Consider the following 18,390-nt stretch of genomic DNA (forward strand, 5'->3'; position numbering starts at 1 on the left):
CGTGGCAGCCGCTCCCCCGCTCCCGGCAGAGCAGCGGCACCGGCGGCCCGCCCGCAGGGGCGTGACGGGCACCCGCGGGCTGGTCGCCGCCGTGTTCCTGCTGCCCGCACTGGTGCTGCTGGGCGCGCTCGTCGTGTACCCGATCGGGTACTCCGTCCAGCGGTCCTTCTTCGACCGGGCCGGCACGGGCTTCGCCGGGCTGGACAACTACGTGGAGATCTTCACCGACGACACGATCCTGACGGCGGTGAGGAACAACGCGGTCTGGGTCGTCGTCGCCCCGACGGTGGCCACCGCCCTCGGCCTGGTCTTCGCCGTCCTGACGGAACGGGTCCGCTGGGGCACGGCGTTCAAGCTGGTCGTCTTCATGCCGATGGCGATCTCCATGCTGGCCGCCGGGATCATCTTCCGGCTCGTGTACGAGCAGGACCCCGACCGGGGCGTCGCGAACGCGGTGTGGGTCGGCGTCCACGACACGTTCGCCGAGTCGGCCGGGTACCCGAAGGCCCGCCCGCTGCCGGTGCATCCGCTCAAGCCGGCGGGCGGCGGCGCGTACGTGACGAAGGAACCGGTGCGGGCGGGAACGCCCGCGCGGTTGCCGCTCGTCGGCGTCGCACCCGGCAGGATGCCCGAGGACGCGCGGCCGGCGCACGAGCCGCGGCCGGCACCCGGCGCGGTCACGGGCACGGCGTGGCTGGACTTCACCAAGGGCGGTGGGGGCACCCCCAACACCGTCGACGCGAGGGAACTGGGCCTGAAGGGGCTGCGGATCGAGGCGGTGAAGGACGGGCGGGTCGTCGCGACGGCGACGGCGGCGGCGGACGGCTCGTTCACCCTGCCCGCGGCGGCGGACGGGGCCCTGCTGCGGCTGCCGGAGGCGAACTTCCGGGAGCCGTACAACGGCGTGGACTGGCTGGGCCCGGCGCTGGTGACGCCCGCCGTGATCGGCAGCTACGTCTGGATGTGGGCGGGCTTCGCGATGGTCCTCATCGCGGCGGGGCTCGCCGGTCTGCCGCGCGAACTGCTGGAGGCGGCGCGCGTGGACGGCGCCAACGAGTGGCAGGTGTTCCGCCGGGTGACGGTGCCGCTGCTCGCGCCGGTGCTGGCGGTGGTGCTGGTGACGCTGGTGATCAACGTGTTGAAGATCTTCGACCTGGTGTTCATCATCGCGCCGGGTTCGGTCCAGGACGACGCGAACGTGCTGGCGCTCCAGTTGTACCGCTCGTCCTTCGGCACGGACGCCCACCTGGGGGTCGGCAGCGCGATCTCGGTGCTGCTGTTGCTGCTGGTGATCCCGGTGATGTTCTTCAACATCCGGCGCATCAGGAAGGCGGGGCGGTGATGGGGTCTCGTACGGCGAAGGCGTCCGGTACGGCACCGGGGTCCCGTACCGCGAAGGGGTCCCGTACGGCGCCGGTGTCCCGGGGGTCGCGGATCGCCTCCCGCCTGGCCGGGGGCGCCACGCAGGTGTTCCTCGTGGTCGTCGCGCTGTTCTGGCTGATGCCCGCCGCCGGGCTGCTGCTGTCCTCCCTGCGGTCGCCGTCCGACATCAGCGAGAGCGGCTGGTGGAAGGTCTTCACCGCGCCGGCGCAGCTGACGGTCGACAACTACGCGGCGATCCTGCGCAACGACACGATCACCGACTCGCTGCTCTCCACGGTGATGATCACCGTCCCGGCGACGGTGCTCGTCGTCGTGGTCGGCTCGCTCGCCGGGTACGCGTTCGCGTGGATGGAGTTCCCGGGCCGGGACTGGTGGTTCCTGGCCGTGGTGGGCCTGCTGGTGGTGCCGGTGCAGGTGGCGCTCGTACCGGTGTCGAAGCTGTTCGGGGAGGTCGGCCTCTTCGAGACGACCCTGGGCGTGGTCCTGTTCCACACGGCCTTCGGACTGCCGTTCGCGATCTTCCTGTTGCGCAACTTCTTCGCGGAGATCCCGCGGGAGCTGCTGGAGGCCGCCCGGCTCGACGGGGCGGGCGAGATCCGGCTCTTCGCGCGCGTGGTGCTGCCGCTGGGCGGTCCGGCGATCGCGTCGCTCGGCATCTTCCAGTTCCTGTGGGTGTGGAACGACATGCTGGTCGCGCTGATCTTCGCCGATTCGGACGCCCCGCCGATCACGGTGGCGCTCCAGCAGCAGGTCCGCCAGTTCGGCAACAACATCGACGTGTTGGCGCCGGGCGCGTTCGTGTCGATGGTGGTGCCGCTGGCGGTGTTCTTCGCGTTCCAGCGGCAGTTCGTCTCGGGGGTGATGGCGGGGGCGGTGAAGTAGCGCCTCCCGCGCGGGCGGCGGGCCCTCGCGTACGGCCCGGGAGGGCCCGCGGCGCCGGGCGGGCGGCTCGCGGCGCCCCGCCCGGGACCCGTGCCCGGGGGTCCCTGCCTGGGGGGCCGTGCCTGGGGGTCCCTGCCTGGGGGCCGTGCCTGGGGGGCCGTGCCCGGGGATCCGGCCCCGTCAGGGCCGCAGGGCCGCCACCGCCGCCGCGGCGAGGCCGTCGAGGGACCCCTTCCGGCGGCCACGCGTCCCGTACGACCACCAGGCGCGGGTACAGCGGTCCCACGATCAGGTCGAGCGCCCGGTCGGCGCCGGCGCCCTCCCCCGGCTCCCCGCGCACGACCGCCTCGCGCACCACCCGCGCGCCGGCGCCGCGCCGGCTGCCGAGCGGCGTCGCCCGTACCGCCTCCGTGATCTCCGGGTGCCGCCGTACCGCCTCCACCAGCGGGTCCGGGGCGACCCGGGACGCCTCCGGGTGGCGCAGCGCGTGGGCGGCCTCCAGCGGGGCGCGCACGTCCCCGGGGAGGGCGCCGGTCGCGGGGACGGGCAGCCGCTCGGCGGCGAACGCGGTCAGCAGGTCGAGCACCAGCGACAGCCTGGACTTCCAGCGCCGGTGGACGGCGGCCCCGTCGGCACCGGCCCGTCGGGCGACGCCCTCGGTGGACACGCGCGCGAAGCCGGCCGCGGCCGGCTCCTCGACGACGGCCGCGCGGATCGCCGCGGTCACGCCCTCCCGGAGCACGGCCGCCCCCGCGGGGGCGCGACGGGGGCCGCGGGCGGCGGCGTCATGCCGGGAACCGTGGCGCGGAACCCACGTCACGACGGGACGCTCGCGTTCCGTCGTCGGCGCGCCCCGTCCCGGCGGGCGGCGGTGCGGACGCGTCCCGGCGGGGCGACGGTACGGACGCGTCCCGGCGAGGGGCGCCGCGCCCGGCGAGTTCCGCGGGCCCGGCGGCGCCACCGGCGGCGTTGCGTTCCGGTGCCGCGTTCGGCGGCGCGGCCGGGAGCGCGCCGCCGAGCCGCGCCGCGGCCCGTACGGCCCTCCCCGCCGACCACGACGACTCCGCGGTCCGGGAGACCGACGGCCGGAGGGCCGGCGACCGGTGATCGGTGGCGGAGCGCCCCGGCCGGAGCGCGGCCGGAGTCCGGCCGGGTCCCGAGGGGGACCCGTCCGACGCGGCCGTCACCGCGTACGGGTGAAGAGCCCGCGCCGGCGCCGTCACCGCGTACGGGATGGAGCCCACGCCGGGCGCCCTTCCCCGCACCGTCACCCCGAAGCGCTAGATAAGGGGCAGATGGCCACAAAACTCACTATTGTTCGCGGGGATGACGACGCAACGGCTCAGCACCCCGCCCACGTTCAGCCGGCACCGTCTCCGCTTCCGGGAGCGGCGCCGGCCCGACCTCCCGCCCCTCCTCGCCGTCTGGGCACTCAGCCGCGCCGCGATGCTGTGGCTGCTGGCGCACGACACGCTCGGCATCGGCGACGTCGGCAAGGAGGTCCACGTCCTCTACCGGCACTGGTACGAGCGGATCGCGAGCGGCGCCCTCCCCGCCGACGAGGCCACCTGGCAGTACCCGCCCGGCGCCGCCCTGGTGCTCCTCGCCCCGGGGACGGTGCCCGGACTGACGTACTTCCAGGGGTTCGTCGCGCTGGCCCTGCTCGCCGACGCCACCGTCCTCCTCGCCCTGGCCCGGGCCGGCGGGGACGGCGCCTGGTACTGGACCGGCGGCCTGCCCCTGCTGCTGCACACCCCGCTCGCCCGGTACGACCTGCCGGTCACCGCGCTGGCCGTGGCCGCCCTCCTCGCCGTGCGGGCCGGCCGGGCCCGGCTGGGCGGTGCGCTGGCGGGGCTCGGCGCGCTGGCGAAGGGCTGGCCGCTGCTCGTGTTGACCGGCACGACACCGGGGCCCGCCACGGGACGGGCCTGGAGGTCGGCGCTGGCCACCGCGCTGGGCGGGGCGGCGGTGCTGGCCGCGGTCTTCCCGCACACCCTGGACTTCCTGCGGCACCAGGGCGGCCGGGGCGTGCAGGTCGAGTCGGCCGGCGGGACGCTGCTGTCGCTGGCACGCCTGGCGGGGTGGCAGGGCCGGGTCGTCTACCGGTACGGGGCGTTCGAGTTCGCCGGGCCGTACGTGGGGGCGGTCGCGGTGGTGTCCCTGCTGTGCACCGGGGCGGCCCTGCTGTGGCTGGTCGTGTGGCGGGTGCGGTCGCTGCACTGGTCGGACGCCACGCCCCTGGACGCGGCGCTGGCCGCCGTCCTGCTGGTCACCGTCACCAGTCGGGTGATCAGCCCCCAGTACCTGGTGTGGCTGCTGGGACTGGCGGCGGTGTGCCTGACGTCGCGGAACACCACGCAGCGCCCGGTCGCGCTGCTCCTGCTGCCGGCCGCCGCGCTGACCGCGTTCGCGTACCCGCTGCTGTACGGGGAGGTGCTGGCGGTCACGCCGCTGGGCTGCCTGCTGATGCTGGTCCGCAACGGGCTGCTGGTCGCGGCGGCGCTGCTGTCGTGCCGGCTGCTGTGGGGGGAGTCGGCCCCGGACGTGCTGCGCGTGCCGTGGAGCACGGCGCGGGCGGTACGAACGCCGTAGGAAGGTGCCCCGCGCGCGGACGGGACGGACACCACAGCAAGGCACCCCGCCACACGGACCGTACGAACACCACAGCAAGGCACCCCGTCACACGGCCAGTACGGACGGTACGGACGGCCGCAGGAAGGCACGCCCCACCCCGCGGACGGGACGGACACCACAGCAAGGCGCCCCGCCACGACCACGCGGTCGTTGGCGGGGCGCCCCGTCGGGCCGTACCGGCGGTTCAGCTGTGGGTGCGCAGCAGCGTCCGCATCGTCCGCATCGCCACCGACAGGTTCGCCAGGTCGAACGCGTCGGAGCCCTGGATCTCCTCCAGCGTCGTCCGCGCCCGCGCCAGCAGGGAGGCGTTCTTCTCCTCCCAGGCCGCGAACCGCTCCTCCGGCGTCGACGAGCCGTTCCCGGCGGACAGCACGTCGGAGGTGAGGGCGGCGTGCGCCGCGTACAGGTCCTCGCGGATCGCGGCGCGCGCCATCGACTGCCAGCGGTCGGCGCGCGGCAGCTCGATGATGCGGTCCATCAACTGGGTGATCTGCAGCCGGTCGGCGAGGTCGTAGTACACCTCGGCGACGGCCAGCGGTTCCTTGCCCGTGCGGTCGGCGATGGCGACGATGTCGAGCGTCGGGAACGCCGACGAGAACCCGGCGACCCGCGCGGCCAGCTCGTCGGGGACGCCCTCCCCGGTCAGCTCGGTGACCAGCCCCTCGTACCACTCGAGGTCGGCGCCGCGCAGCATCTTCGGCAGCTCGGTCCACACCTGCTCGACGCGGGCGCCGAAGAACTCGATCGTCTCGGCGAGCTGGAGCGGCTGCGGCCGGTTGTTGAGCAGCCAGCGCGTGCCGCGCTCGACGAGGCGGCGCGAGTGCAGCCGGATCCGGGTCTGGGTCTCGGCCGGGACCTGGTTGTCGAGCGCCTCGACGGCGTCCCAGACGGCGCCCAGGCCGAAGATGGCGCGGGCGGCGGTCTGCGCGCGGACGATCTCCGCGATCGACGCCCCGGTCTCCTCGCGGAGCCGGTGCAGGAACGTCGAGCCGCCGCTGTTGACCGTGTCGTTCACCAGGATCGTGGTGATGATCTCGCGGCGCAGGGCGTGCGCGTCGATCTGCTCGGGGAACTGCTCGCGCAGGGTCGTCGGGAAGTACGTGTGGAGCAGGGTCCGCAGGTACGGGTCGTCCGGCAGGTCGGTGGCGATCAGCTCCTCCGCCACCGTGATCTTGGTGTAGGCGAGCAGTACGGCCAGCTCGGGCTGGCTGAGCCCCTTGCCGCCGCCGAGCAGCTCGCGGATCTGCCGGTCGCTGGGGAGGAACTCCAGCTCCCGGTCGAGGTGCCCGTCGCTCTCCAGGCGGCGCAGGAACCGCTGGTGGGCGTGGAGGAGGGAGCCGGACTGGTGGACGGCGAGGGCGAGCGCCACGTTCTGCGCGTAGTTGTTGCGCAGCACCAGGGAGCCGACCTCGTCGGTCATCTCCGCGAGGATCCTGTTGCGCTGCTTGACGGTCATGTCGCCGTCCGCGACGAGCCCGTTCAGCAGGATCTTGATGTTGACCTCGTGGTCGGAGGTGTCGACGCCGGCGCTGTTGTCGATGGCGTCGGTGTTGACCTTGCCGCCCGTGCCCTCGGGACCGCCGGTGCGGGCGAACTCGATGCGGCCGAGCTGGGTGAGGCCCAGGTTGCCGCCCTCGCCGACGACCTTGACGCGCAGGTCCTCGCCGTTGACGCGGATCGCGTCGTTGGCCTTGTCGCCGACGTCGGCGTGCGTCTCGGTGGACGCCTTGACGTACGTGCCGATGCCGCCGTTCCACAGCAGGTCCACCGGCGCCTTGAGGACGGCCTTCATCAACTCGGCCGGGGTCAGCTTGGTGACGCCCTCGTCGATGCCGAGCGCCGCCCGCACGTGCGCGTTGACCGGGATGGACTTGGCCTGCCGCGAGTGGACGCCGCCGCCCGGGGAGAGCAGCTCGGGGTCGTAGTCGGCCCAGGAGCTGCGGGGCAGCTCGAACAGGCGGCGCCGCTCGGCGTACGAGACGGCCGCGTCCGGGTTCGGGTCGATGAAGATGTGCCGGTGGTCGAAGGCCGCGACGAGGCGGATGTGCTCGGACAGCAGCATGCCGTTGCCGAACACGTCGCCGGACATGTCGCCGACGCCGACGACGGTGAAGTCCTGCGTCTGCGTGTCGTGGCCCAGCTCCCGGAAGTGCCGCTTCACGGACTCCCAGGCACCGCGCGCGGTGATGCCCATGCCCTTGTGGTCGTATCCGGCGGAGCCGCCGGACGCGAAGGCGTCACCGAGCCAGAAGCCGTACGCGACGGCGACCTCGTTGGCGATGTCGGAGAAGGTCGCGGTGCCCTTGTCGGCGGCGACGACCAGGTACGTGTCGTCCTCGTCGTGGCGGACCACGTCGGCGGGGGGCACGACCTCGCCGCCGACCAGGTTGTCGGTGATGTCGAGCAGCGCCGAGATGAACGTCCGGTACGAGGCGATGCCCTCCGCCAGCCACGCGTCGCGGTCGACGGACGGGTCGGGGAGCTGCTTGGCGACGAATCCGCCCTTCGCGCCGACCGGCACGATGACGGTGTTCTTCACCATCTGCGCCTTGACCAGGCCGAGGATCTCCGTGCGGAAGTCCTCGCGCCGGTCGGACCAGCGCAGACCGCCGCGCGCGACCTTGCCGAAGCGCAGGTGGACGCCCTCGACGCGCGGCGAGTACACCCAGATCTCGAACGCGGGGCGCGGCGCCGGCAGGTCGGGGATGGCCTGCGGGTCGAACTTCATCGACACGTACGCGTGCGGCCGGCCCTCGGCGTCCTTCTGGAAGAAGTTGGTCCGCAGGGTCGCCTTGATGACGGTGAGGAACGACCGCAGGATGCGGTCCTCGTCGAGCGACGCGACCTGGTCGAGGGCGCCGTCGAGCTCCTCCAGGATGCCGTCCGTCAGCTCCGTGCCGGCCCGCTGCCGCTCCGGCGCCATGCGCGCCTCGAACAGCGAGACGAGCAGCCGTGTCGTGTGGACGTTGTTGCGGAGGGTGTCCTCCATGTAGTCCTGGCTGAACGTCGACCCGGCCTGCCGCAGGTACTTGGCGTAGGCGCGCAGCACCATGGCCTGGCGCCATGTCAGCCCGGCGCTCAGGACGAGGGCGTTGAAGCCGTCGTTCTCGGCCTGCCCGGTCCAGGTCGCGGCGAACGCCTCCTGGAACCGCCCGCGGGCGTCGTCGCCCAGGTAGTCCGTGCCGACGGGAGCGGGCATGCGGAGCCCGAAGTCGTAGATCCAGGCGTGGGTGCGGTCGGCGCAGCGCAGCTCGTACGGGCGCTCGTCGACGACCTCGACGCCGAGCCGGTTGAGGACCGGCAGCACGGCGGAGAGGGAGACCTGCTCGCCCTTCTTGTAGATCTTGAAGCGGCGTTCGCCGGGGGCGGCGCCGACCGGCTCGTACAGGGACAGCGCGAAGTCCTCGCCGCCCCGGGTGAGCTGCTCCAGCTGGAGCACGTCCGCGACGGCGGAGCGCGGCGAGTGGTCGGCCTTGTAGCCCTCCGGGAAGGCGCTGCCGTAGCGGCGCAGGAGGTCGGCGGCGCGCTCCTCGCCGGTCTCGGCGTTGAGCGCGTCGCTGAAGCCGTCGGCCCAGGAGCGGGCGGCCTCGGCGAGCCGGTTCTCGATGCGGTCGGCGTCGGCGTCGGTGAGCGGGGTGAGCGTGGTGCCCTGCGGGACGCGGACGACGAAGTGGAGGCGGGAGAGGACCGACTCGGTGTTCCAGGCGGTGAAGTCGACGCTGGTGCCGCCGAGCTCCTCCTTCAGGATGTCGGTGAGCCGCTCGCGGACCGTGGTGTTGAAGCGGTCGCGCGGCAGGTAGACGAGGGCGGAGTAGTAGCGGCCGTACTCGTCCTGGCGCAGGTAGAGGCGCAGCCGGCGGCGCTCCTGGAGGTACAGGACGCTGGTGGCGATGGACAGCAGTTGGTCGACGGGCGTCTGGAACAGCTCGTCGCGCGGGTACGTCTCCAGGATCTGCAGCAGGTCGCGGCCGTCGTGGCTGGCGGGCGAGAAGCCGGCCGCGTCGAGGACCTCGGAGACCTTGCGGCGGATGACGGGGACGCGCCGCACCGACTCGGTGTAGGCGGCGGACGAGAACAGGCCGAGGAAGCGGCGCTCCCCGACGACGTTGCCCTGCGCGTCGAACTTCTTGACGCCGATGTAGTCCAGGTACGACGGGCGGTGGACGGTGGCGCGGCTGTTGGCCTTGGTGAGGATGAGCAGTCTGTGCTCGCGGGCCTTGGCGCGGGCGTCGGCGGGCAGCCGGTTGAACGACGGGGACACCGGGTGGCCGTGGGCGTCGTCGCCGCTGTGGTGCGGGTCGGAGCGCAGGATGCCGAGGCCGGTGCCGGGCACGGCGGCGAGGGCGTCGCCGTCGACGAGGTTGTACTCGCGGTAGCCGAGGAACGTGAAGTGGTCGTCGGCGAGCCAGCGCAGCAGCTCGCGGGCCTCCTCGACCTCGCTGGGCCGCAGGTCGCCGGCGGTCGGCTCGTCCGCGAGGCCGTCGGCGAGGCGGAGCGCGGCGTCGCGCATCTTCTCCCAGTCCTCGACGGCCTCGCGGACGTCGGACAGGACGCGCAGCAGGTCGGCGGTGATCTGCTTGAGGTCGGCGCGGTCGGTCTCGCGGTCGATCTCCACGTGGATCCACGACTCGACGAGCGCGTCGTGCGGCCTGGCACGGCCGCCGGCCTCGGAGCCGGGGCCGGCGGAGACGAGCTCGATGAGCTTGCCGGTCACGTCGCGGCGGACGACGACCTGCGGGTGCACGACGAGGTGGATGCCGCGGTTCTGCCGGGACAGCTCGTTGGTGACCGAGTCGACGAGGAACGGCATGTCGTCGGTGACGACCTCGACGACGGAGTGGCTGCACGTCCAGCCGTTCTCCTCGACGGTCGGCGTGTGGACGCGGACGTTCGCCGTGCCCTGGGGGCGGTTCTCGGCCAGCCGGTAGTGGGAGAGCGCCGCGCCGAACACGTCGACCGGGTCGCGGTCGGTGAGGTCCTCGGGAGCGGTGTGCAGGTAGTAACGCTGGAGGTACTCGAGCACGGTGCCCGGGTCGGGCCTGTCCCCGGTCTCGTTCTCAGCTACCCGGGCGGCCCGTTCGAGCAGCTCGGCCTTGGCTTCGTCCAGCTTGGTCTGCATGTCCTCTGGCTCCTGTCGCGCGCCGTTGCGTGACGTAGGGGAAGGGTGCGGCATCACGTTCACGCTCCAACGCGGGGTATCCGCTCGGCGGGGACGTTATGCCTGAAGGGGGAAAGCCCGGATGATTGTCGGCCATTCTCGGCGGGGATGCCTTGGGCGGCGGGAAGACCGGGCAGGAAGGATCAGCAGCCGCCCGGGCACGAGGGCACACCGGGCACCGGCCGGGGGCTCCGCTGCCCCCAGGGCGTATAACGCTGATCACGGGTCCAGGCTATCGCTCCTCGCCCCGGGGCCGTCATGAGCCGTATGTGTACAAAAGACGGCCCCGAAGTTTGACGGTGTGGACAGCGGCAGGCGTACGGCCCGGCGGGCAAGCCGCCCAGGTCGGTACGAATCAAGCCACATCGGACCGTCGGGAACGTCCGGATGGGGAGCGTCCGGACGGGGGACGTCCAGATGTTCGGGCGGCGCCCCGCGCGGTGCCCTTCCGGGTCAGCCGACCAGGTCCTCGGCGACGGCGACGGCCTCCGCCAGCGTGTCGACCACGGGGACACCGGCGGCCTCCAGGCTGGTGCGACTGTGCGACCCGCCCGTGTACAGCACGGCCCGCGCGCCGACGTGGGCGGCGGCGATCGCGTCGTCGGCGGCGTCCCCGATGACCACGACCCGCTCGGGCGGGACCCCGTCGAGGGCCCGCAGGTGCCGCACCATGTGCTCGGCCTTGCCGGACGTGGAGTGGCCGGTGCGCCCGTCGACGCGGACGAACCACTTCTCGATGCCGTACTGCCGCACCAGCGGCACCAGGCGTTCGTGCGGCGCCAGCGACAGCAGCGACTGCGTCCGCCCGAACGCGCGCGCGGCCTCCAGCAGCTCGGCGGCGCCGTCGGTGAGCCCGCAGGCGTCGGCGCGCGCCCAGTAGTGCCGGTGGAACGCGCCGTCCATGAGGGCCCACTCCTCCTCGGTGGGGAGCCGGCCGAGCAGCCGCTCGTAGAAGAGGGGGACGGGCACGCAGTACAGCTCGCGGTACCGCTCCAGGGTGATCGGCGCCAGACCCATCTCCTCGAAGGCGGCGTTGGACGCCTCGATGACGGCGCCGGTGTCGTCGAGCAGAGTCCCGTTCCAGTCCCAGACCAGGTGCGCGCGGTGCTTCCCCATGTGAAGACCGTACCGGCAGGGTCCGACAAGCGGGGTCCCCGCCCGTCAGCCCACGAGGTGGGGGATCTCCTGCACGCCGTACCAGAGCAGTTCGTGGTCCTCGGCCCCGTCGACGGTGAACCGGGCGTCGTCGTCGCCCATGTCGGCCGCGCCGAGCGCGTCGGCGGCGGCGGTCACGTCTGCCTCGGCGTCGGCGGAGTCGGCGTGCACCGCGGCGGCCTTGGCCAGCGGCACGGGCCCGGCGACCCGCACCTCGCCGATCGACGCGGGGTCGAGGCCGCGGTCGGGGTCGGCGGTCGCGGCGCCGTCGGGGACGTCCACGGCGACGACCACCCGGCGGCGCGGGGCGTCCGGGTCGGCGGCGAGGAGGCGCAGGGAGGCTGCGGCGGCGCGGCTGAGCGCGGCGTACTCCAGCTCCTCGATGTCGTCGGAGACGTACCACTCGCGCAGCCCGGGCGTGACGGCGTACGCCGTGAGCGCGCCGGTGCCGAGGGTGCCGGTCCTGTGCGCCCGTGCGAGACCGGGGAGGGTCAGGGGAACGTACACGCGCATGACAGGCCGCTTTCGTAGTCGGAAGACGTGCCCAGGATACGTGCGGCGCTACCCCTTCGGGGGCTGGTATCGGACCCGTCCGGCGTCCACCGCGTGATGTCCCGACCCCGCGCCGGCCCGGGCGCGCCTTGGGCCGTGTCACCCGGATAGGTGATTCCCGGGGGGCGCGTCACCGGCTTGACGGGCCGTTGCGGGGCGGGCGGCGCCCCCGTAGAAGTGGGCCACCGCGAAGTTACTCCCGGGTAATCCCGGCTGACGGAAGGGACCACGCCGATGCCGCCCACCCCGATCCCTGCCCCCGTTTCCGCTCCCGCCCTCGCTCCCGAAGCACGGGCTCCCCGCGTCCCGGCGGCACGGGGCCCGGCCGACGGGGGTGGCGCCCACCGCCTGTGGAAGGCCCCGGAGGGGCTCGGCGCGAGCGCGGCCCGCGCCCGCAACGCCCCGACTGCGGTCGCGGCCGGCAGCCCGTACCGGTTCCGTACGGCCCCGCGGCCCCACGTGCCCCGGACCGCCCCGCAGCCGGACCCGGCCACGGCCCCGGACCGCCCCACGGCCGCCCCGCGGCCAGCCGCGGCACCGGGCGGAGCCCGCCCCGCCGGGCGGCCGGCGCGCGCGGCGGGGCGGCCCGGCGGGCGGCGGGACGTGCGGCGCCCGGGCGGTTCCCGGCCGGGCACCCCGCGCCCGGGTGCCGGGCCGACGGCCGGCGCGCGTCCCCGCGTCCTGCCCCCGCACGTGGTGTTCGCCGAGCGGCTGCTGGCCGTGCTGACCGGGGAGCGGCCCGTGCACTGGATGCTGGGCCGGACGATCGGCGACGCGTACGAGCAACTGGTCCGCCTGGCCCCGGACAACCCCCTGCGGCCCGCCGCGGCCCGCCGGGCCCGCCCGGTCCTGCGCCACTGCGGCGGCGTCCCGCTCCGACCGGGCGTGGTCGAGGCGTACGCCAGCGTGGTGACGGACGCGCGGGTCCGGGCGATGGCGTTCCGCCTGGAGCAGGGGCCGGACCGCAGGTGGCGCTGCGCGGCGGTGGACCTGGGCCCCGCCGGCCCCTGACCGGGACCGCCCACCGCCCCCGGCGGCCGGACGGCCGGGGCAGGGAGCGGAGGGGCGCCGCGCGGCCTTCCGGGCGGCCCCGCAGCGCGCCCTCGCCACCACCCGGACATAAGGTGGCTGGGCCGCCCGCGAACGGCCCTCCACGGGGCACACAGGCGCGCGAGGAGTCGCCGTGCCCGTCCAGGGATCGCGGCCGGGGACGTCGGGGCCGGCAGGGCCCCCTACGCGCGCGGAGACGGGCTGCCGGGCAAGGGTACGAGGATGGGGACGGGCACGCGGGCGGCCCCTGCGCACGCGAAGGCGGACTGCTGTAACTCCGTAAGCCGGCTTACGGAGCGCGGGGCCCCTGCGCGCGAAGGCGGACTGCCCGGACGAGGGCACAAGGACGGGCGCGCGGGCGGCCCCTACGCGCGCGGAGGCGGACTGCTCGCCGAGGCCGCCGGAGAGCTGGCCGTGCCCGCCCCCTCACGCGCGGGGGCGGGCACGGCCGGGGCGGCAGGGGTGAAGGAGCGTGACGGCGCCCCCCCCGCACGCGCGAAGGCGGGGCCGGAGCACGCGGGTGCGCGTGTCCCGGCCCCGCCTCCAGGCAGGGGCGCCGCGGTCACTTCTTGCGGCGGCGACCGCCCTTCTGCGCCTTGCGGCGCTCCGCGCGCGTCATGCCTTCCGTCTCGGACCGCGCGTCGCCGTTGTCGAAGTCGCCCTCGACGACGCCGCCCTCACCGTCGACGGTCGGCGCGGAGAAGTGCAGCCGGTTCGGCCGCTGCGGGGCGTCCAGGCCCTTGGCTCGGATCTCGGGGCGGCCGGCACCCGCGGGGACGGCCTCCTCCTTCTCCAGCGACGGCCGCTGCGGGGCCGCCTCCACCGGGACCTCCTCGACCTGCTGCTCGACCTGGACCTCCAGGTTGAACAGGTAGCCGACGGACTCCTCCTTGATGCCGTCCATCATCGCGGTGAACATGTCGAAGCCCTCCCGCTGGTACTCGACCAGCGGGTCCTTCTGCGCCATCGCGCGCAGGCCGATGCCCTCCTGGAGGTAGTCCATCTCGTAGAGGTGCTCGCGCCACTTGCGGTCCAGCACGGACAGCACGACCCGCCGCTCCAGCTCGCGCATGATCTCCGAGCCGAGCTGCTTCTCCCGCGCCTCGTACTGCTCGTGGACGTCGTCCTTGACGGACTCCGCGATGAACTCCGCCGTGATGCCGGCCCGGTCCCCGGCGGCCTCCTCCAGCTCCTCGATGGTGACCTTGCACGGGTAGAGCTGCTTGAACGCGCCCCACAGCCGCTCCAGGTCCCACTCCTCCGCGAAGCCCTCGACGGTCTCCGCCTGGATGTACGCGTCGATCGTGTCGTCCATGAAGTGGAGGATCTGCTCGCGCAGGTCCTCGCCCTCCAGGACGCGGCGGCGCTCGCCGTAGATGACCTCGCGCTGCCGGTTGAGGACCTCGTCGTACTTCAGGACGTTCTTGCGCGTCTCGAAGTTCTGCTGCTCGACCTGCGACTGGGCGGACGCGATCGCGCGCGTCACCATCTTGTTCTCGATCGGCACGTCGTCCGGCACGTTCGCCATCGCCATGACGCGCTCGACCATCTGCGCCTTGAACAGCCGCATCAGGTCGTCGCCCAGCGACAGGTAGAAGCGGGACTCGCCCGGGTCGCCCTGACGGCCGGAACGGCCGCGCAGCTGGTTGTCGATGCGCCGCGACTCGTGCCGCTCCGTGCCCAGCACGTACAGGCCGCCGAGCTGCTTGACCTCCTCCGACTCGGCCTTCACGGCCAGCTCGGCCTTCTCCAGCGCGTCCGGCAGGGCGGCGACCCACTCCTCCGGGTGCTCGACCGGGTCGAGGCCACGCTGGCGCAGCTCCGCCTCGGCGAGGTCGTCGGGGTTGCCGCCGAGCTTGATGTCCGTACCGCGGCCGGCCATGTTCGTCGCGACCGTGACGGCGCCCTTGCGGCCGGCCTGGGCGACGATCGACGCCTCCCGCTCGTGGTTCTTCGCGTTCAGCACCTCGTGCGGGATGCCCCGCTTCGACAGCTGCTGCGACAGGTACTCGGACTTCTCGACCGACGTCGTGCCGACGAGGATCGGCTGGCCCTTCTTGTGCTTCTCCGCGATGTCGTCGACGACCGCCGCGAACTTGGCGACCTCGGTGCGGTAGATCAGGTCGGACTGGTCCTTGCGGACCATCGGCCGGTTCGTCGGGATCGGCACGACGCCCAGCTTGTAGATCTGGTGGAACTCGGCGGCCTCGGTCATCGCCGTACCGGTCATGCCGGACAGCTTGTCGTAGAGGCGGAAGAAGTTCTGCAGGGTGATCGTGGCGAGCGTCTGGTTCTCGTCCTTGATCGGGACGCCTTCCTTCGCCTCGATCGCCTGGTGCATGCCCTCGTTGTAGCGGCGGCCCGCGAGGATGCGGCCCGTGTGCTCGTCGACGATCATGACCTCGCCGTCGATGACGACGTAGTCCTTGTCCTTCTTGAACAGCTCCTTCGCCTTGATGGCGTTGTTCAGGTAGCCGACGAGCGGCGTGTTCACCGACTCGTAGAGGTTGTCGATGCCCAGCCAGTCCTCGACCTTGGCGACACCGGCCTCGTGGATGGCGACGGTCCGCTTCTTCTCGTCGACCTCGTAGTCGCCGGTCTCCTCGACGCCCTTCAGCGGATTGCCCGGCTCGCCGCGCTTCAGCCGCTGCACCAGCTTCGCGAAGTCGCCGTACCACTTCGTCGCCTGGTCCGCCGGGCCGGAGATGATCAGCGGCGTACGGGCCTCGTCGATGAGGATCGAGTCGACCTCGTCGACACACGCGAAGTTGTGCCCGCGCTGCACGAGCTCGTCCTTCGACCACGCCATGTTGTCGCGCAGGTAGTCGAAGCCGAACTCGTTGTTCGTGCCGTACGTGATGTCGCAGGCGTACTGCTCGCGGCGCTGCGCCGGCGTCATGTTCGCCAGGATGCAGCCCACCGACAGGCCCAGGAACCGGTGCACCCGGCCCATCAGCTCGGAGTCGCGCTCCGCGAGGTAGTCGTTGACCGTGATCAGGTGGACGCCCTTGCCGGACAGCGCGTTCAGATACGCGGGGAGCGTACCGACGAGGGTCTTGCCCTCACCGGTCTTCATCTCCGCCACGTACCCGAGGTGCAGCGCGGCACCACCCATCAACTGCACGTCGTAGTGACGCTGGCCGAGCACGCGCTTGGCCGCCTCGCGCACGGTCGCGAAGGCCTCCGGGAGCAGGTCGTCGAGGCTCTCACCGTCCTGGTACCGCTGCTTGTACTCGTCGGTGAGGGCCCGCAACTCGGCGTCGGAGAGGTTGACGAAGTCCTCTTCGATGGAGTTGACCTGGTCCGCGATGCGGTGCAGTTTGCGCAGGATCTTGCCTTCGCCTGCACGCATGAGCTTGTTGAAGACGGACACTGAGGCTGGTCTCCTTGCCGGTCGGGCCTGGCACTGGGTCTTGTCATGGACACTGGCACGGGCACGGCAGGTGGACCCCACCGCAACGGTCATCGTAAGCGAGGACCCCGCCACGCCGGGAGGTCCGCGCCTCCGGGGAACGATCGCCGGGCCGCCGCCGCCCTCAAGGAGAACGCGCGGGACGCGCCGAAGGTGCCGCCCGTCACCGAAACTGTTCGCCTCCCGCCCCCGCCGCCGCCAGAATCCCGGCATGGAACCCGTCACCCTGACCTCCGAACGCCTCCTGCTGCGCCCCTTCGCCCCCGACGACGCCGAGGAGGTCCGCGCCGCCGTCCAGGACCCGGAGATCAGCCGCTGGATACCCCTGCCCAACCCGTACGGGATCGCCGACGCCGAGGACTTCGTCGGCCGGTACGTCCCCGGCGCCTGGCGCGACGACACCGAGTACACGTTCTCCGTACGCCCCCGCGACCGCGAGCACGGCCCCCTCCTGGCCTCCGTCAGCCTCCACCACCCGCGCGCCGGCACCTGGGAGGTCGGCTTCTACACGGTCCGCGAGCACCGCGGCAACGGCTACGCCACCGAGGCCACCCGCGCCCTCGCCCACTGGGCGTTCACCACCCTCCGCTGCACCCGCCTGGAGTGGCGCGCCGAGGTCGGCAACACCGCCTCCCGCCTCGTCGCCGAGAAGGCCGGCTTCACCCTGGAGGGCACCCTCCGCGCCGCCTTCGTCCACCACGACACCCGCCGCGACTGCTGGCTCGCCTCCCTCCTCCCCTCCGACCTGGGCCTGCCGTCCGCCCTCCCCTACCTGCCGTCCCGGCACGCCTGACGCCGGCCGTCCCGGTACGGCCGGCCCTTGTCGTCCCGGTACGCCTTGACCCGCCCGCCCCCGGCGCCCGAGGAGGGCCGCGGCGGATGTGTCAGTGGCGGGTTCTATCGTGCGGAGCATGACCACGACGCCGCCGCGACCCACGACAGAGCTCTCGGCCGACGAGGCCCGCCGCATCGCCCTGCGCGCGCAGGGGTTCCTGGGCGCGCCCGACCGGCGCGCCGGCGTGCGCGGCGTCCTGCGGCACCTCGGTGCGGTCCAGCTGGACACGATCTCCGTCCTGGCGCGCTCGCACGAGCTGGTGCCGTACGCCCGGCTCGGCGCCGTGGGCCGCCAGGCCGTCGACGCGGCGTACTGGACGGGCCGCCATGCGTTCGAGTACTGGTCGCACGCGGCGTGCGTCCTGCCGATCGAGGAGTGGCCGCACTTCGCGTTCCGCCGCCGCGCCTACCGGCGGCACCCGCAGTGGCACCACGACCTGCCGGACGGCACGTACGACGCGGTGATCGGGCAGCTGCGCGCGGAGGGCCCCCTGACGGCGACGGAACTGGGCGGCGCGAAGAACGGCGGCGAGTGGTGGGACTGGTCCGCCTCCAAGATCGCCGTCGAGCGGGCGCTGATGTACGGCGAGGTGGTCTGCGTCGAGCGGCGCGGCTGGAAGCGGGTGTACGACCTGGCGGAGCGCGCCGTCCCCGCCGACCTGCTGCACGACGAACTGGACGACGCGGAGTGCCTGCGCCGTCTCGTACGGCTGGCCGGGCAGGCGCTGGGCGTGGGCACCCGCGCGGACATCGCCGACTACCACCGCATCAGGGGCGAGCAGTTCGACGCGGTCGTCGCGGACTCGGGGCTCGTACCGGTGCGGGTGCAGGGCTGGGACAAGCCCGCGTGGGCGGACCCGGCGGCACTGGAGGACGAACCGCGCGGACGGCACCGCACGACGCTGCTGTCCCCGTTCGACTCGCTGATCTGGGAGCGGGCCCGCACGGAGCGGATCTTCGGCTTCACCCACCGACTGGAGGCGTACGTGCCGAAGCAGAAGCGGGTCCACGGCTACTTCGCGATGCCGCTGCTGGCGGGCGGCAGGCTGCTGGGGCGCGTCGACCCGGCCCGCGAGGGCACCACACTGGTGGCCCGGCAGCTGTCCCTGACGGGACCCGGGGCGATAGCCCCGATGGCCAAGGCGCTGCGGGAGGCGGCGGAGTGGGTGGGCTGCGACTCCGTACGCGTCGAGCGGACGGACCGCCCGGACCTCGCCCCGGCCCTGACGGCGGCGCTGGTCTGACGACGGGGCCGGCCTGACGGCGGCGCGGGCCTGACGGTGGGGCCGGCCGGTGGCCCGCGGTCCCGCCCCAAGTCCGGGCCCGTGCT

Annotated in this window: 10 protein-coding genes and 1 pseudogene; 6 read left to right on the plus strand and 5 right to left on the minus strand. The window is 73.4% G+C overall.

What is annotated here, in order from left to right:
- Window position 1: 1 nt before the first annotated feature.
- Both RND61_RS04410 and RND61_RS04415 read left to right on the plus strand, forming a co-directional pair.
- Window positions 2-1,342, plus strand: coding sequence for a carbohydrate ABC transporter permease (locus RND61_RS04410; RefSeq protein ID WP_315876321.1), 1,341 nt, complete (start codon window positions 2-4; stop codon window positions 1,340-1,342).
- Window positions 1,342-2,265 carry a carbohydrate ABC transporter permease gene (locus tag RND61_RS04415; protein ID WP_315876322.1) on the plus strand — a complete coding sequence of 308 codons (924 nt, stop codon included), beginning with the start codon at window positions 1,342-1,344 and terminating at the stop codon, window positions 2,263-2,265. The genes RND61_RS04410 and RND61_RS04415 overlap by 1 nt, the downstream gene beginning before the upstream one ends.
- Window positions 2,266-2,445: 180 nt before the next feature.
- On the opposite strand, the pseudogene RND61_RS04420 reads toward RND61_RS04415, so the two are convergent.
- Window positions 2,446-3,085 (minus strand): annotated as a pseudogene (locus tag RND61_RS04420) (TetR-like C-terminal domain-containing protein).
- A gap of 506 nt (window positions 3,086-3,591) precedes the next feature.
- On the opposite strand from RND61_RS04420, the gene RND61_RS04425 reads away from it, so the two are divergent.
- A complete protein-coding gene (locus RND61_RS04425; protein WP_315876323.1) occupies window positions 3,592-4,857 on the plus strand; it encodes a glycosyltransferase 87 family protein in 1,266 nt (421 codons plus the stop codon).
- Window positions 4,858-5,083: 226 nt separating this feature from the next.
- Here the strand turns inward: RND61_RS04425 and RND61_RS04430 are convergent, their stop codons facing one another.
- The 3 genes from RND61_RS04430 to RND61_RS04440 all read right to left on the minus strand — a co-directional run bounded on the left by RND61_RS04430 (window position 5,084) and on the right by RND61_RS04440 (window position 11,725).
- The gene (locus tag RND61_RS04430) at window positions 5,084-10,018 is read right to left on the minus strand and encodes an NAD-glutamate dehydrogenase (RefSeq protein WP_315876324.1); all 4,935 of its coding nucleotides are present in this window, start codon (window positions 10,016-10,018) and stop codon (window positions 5,084-5,086) included.
- 492 nt (window positions 10,019-10,510) lie between these two features.
- A complete protein-coding gene (locus tag RND61_RS04435) occupies window positions 10,511-11,173 on the minus strand; it encodes an HAD family hydrolase (RefSeq protein WP_315876325.1) in 663 nt (220 codons plus the stop codon).
- 45 nt (window positions 11,174-11,218) lie between these two features.
- Entirely contained in the window at window positions 11,219-11,725 is a 507-nt protein-coding gene (locus tag RND61_RS04440; RefSeq protein WP_315876326.1) for a DUF6912 family protein, read from the minus strand.
- Between the two features lie 732 nt (window positions 11,726-12,457).
- On the opposite strand from RND61_RS04440, the gene RND61_RS04445 reads away from it, so the two are divergent.
- A complete protein-coding gene (locus RND61_RS04445; RefSeq protein WP_391652830.1) occupies window positions 12,458-12,775 on the plus strand; it encodes an Rv3235 family protein in 318 nt (105 codons plus the stop codon).
- 601 nt (window positions 12,776-13,376) lie between these two features.
- On the opposite strand, the gene secA is transcribed toward RND61_RS04445, so the two are convergent.
- Window positions 13,377-16,187 (minus strand): preprotein translocase subunit SecA, encoded by a 2,811-nt coding sequence (gene secA / locus RND61_RS04450; protein WP_315876327.1) that lies wholly within the window; start codon window positions 16,185-16,187, stop codon window positions 13,377-13,379.
- 250 nt (window positions 16,188-16,437) lie between these two features.
- Here secA and RND61_RS04455 point away from each other — a divergent pair, with 250 nt between their 5' ends.
- Both RND61_RS04455 and RND61_RS04460 read left to right on the plus strand, forming a co-directional pair.
- The gene (locus RND61_RS04455) at window positions 16,438-17,019 is read left to right on the plus strand and encodes a GNAT family N-acetyltransferase (RefSeq protein ID WP_315876328.1); all 582 of its coding nucleotides are present in this window, start codon (window positions 16,438-16,440) and stop codon (window positions 17,017-17,019) included.
- A gap of 118 nt (window positions 17,020-17,137) precedes the next feature.
- Window positions 17,138-18,304 carry a winged helix-turn-helix domain-containing protein gene (locus RND61_RS04460; protein WP_315876329.1) on the plus strand — a complete coding sequence of 389 codons (1,167 nt, stop codon included), beginning with the start codon at window positions 17,138-17,140 and terminating at the stop codon, window positions 18,302-18,304.
- Window positions 18,305-18,390: the final 86 nt, after the last annotated feature.

It is taken from the genome of Streptomyces tamarix, assembly GCF_032423885.1.
In the GTDB taxonomy this organism is placed as follows: domain Bacteria; phylum Actinomycetota; class Actinomycetes; order Streptomycetales; family Streptomycetaceae; genus Streptomyces; species Streptomyces tamarix.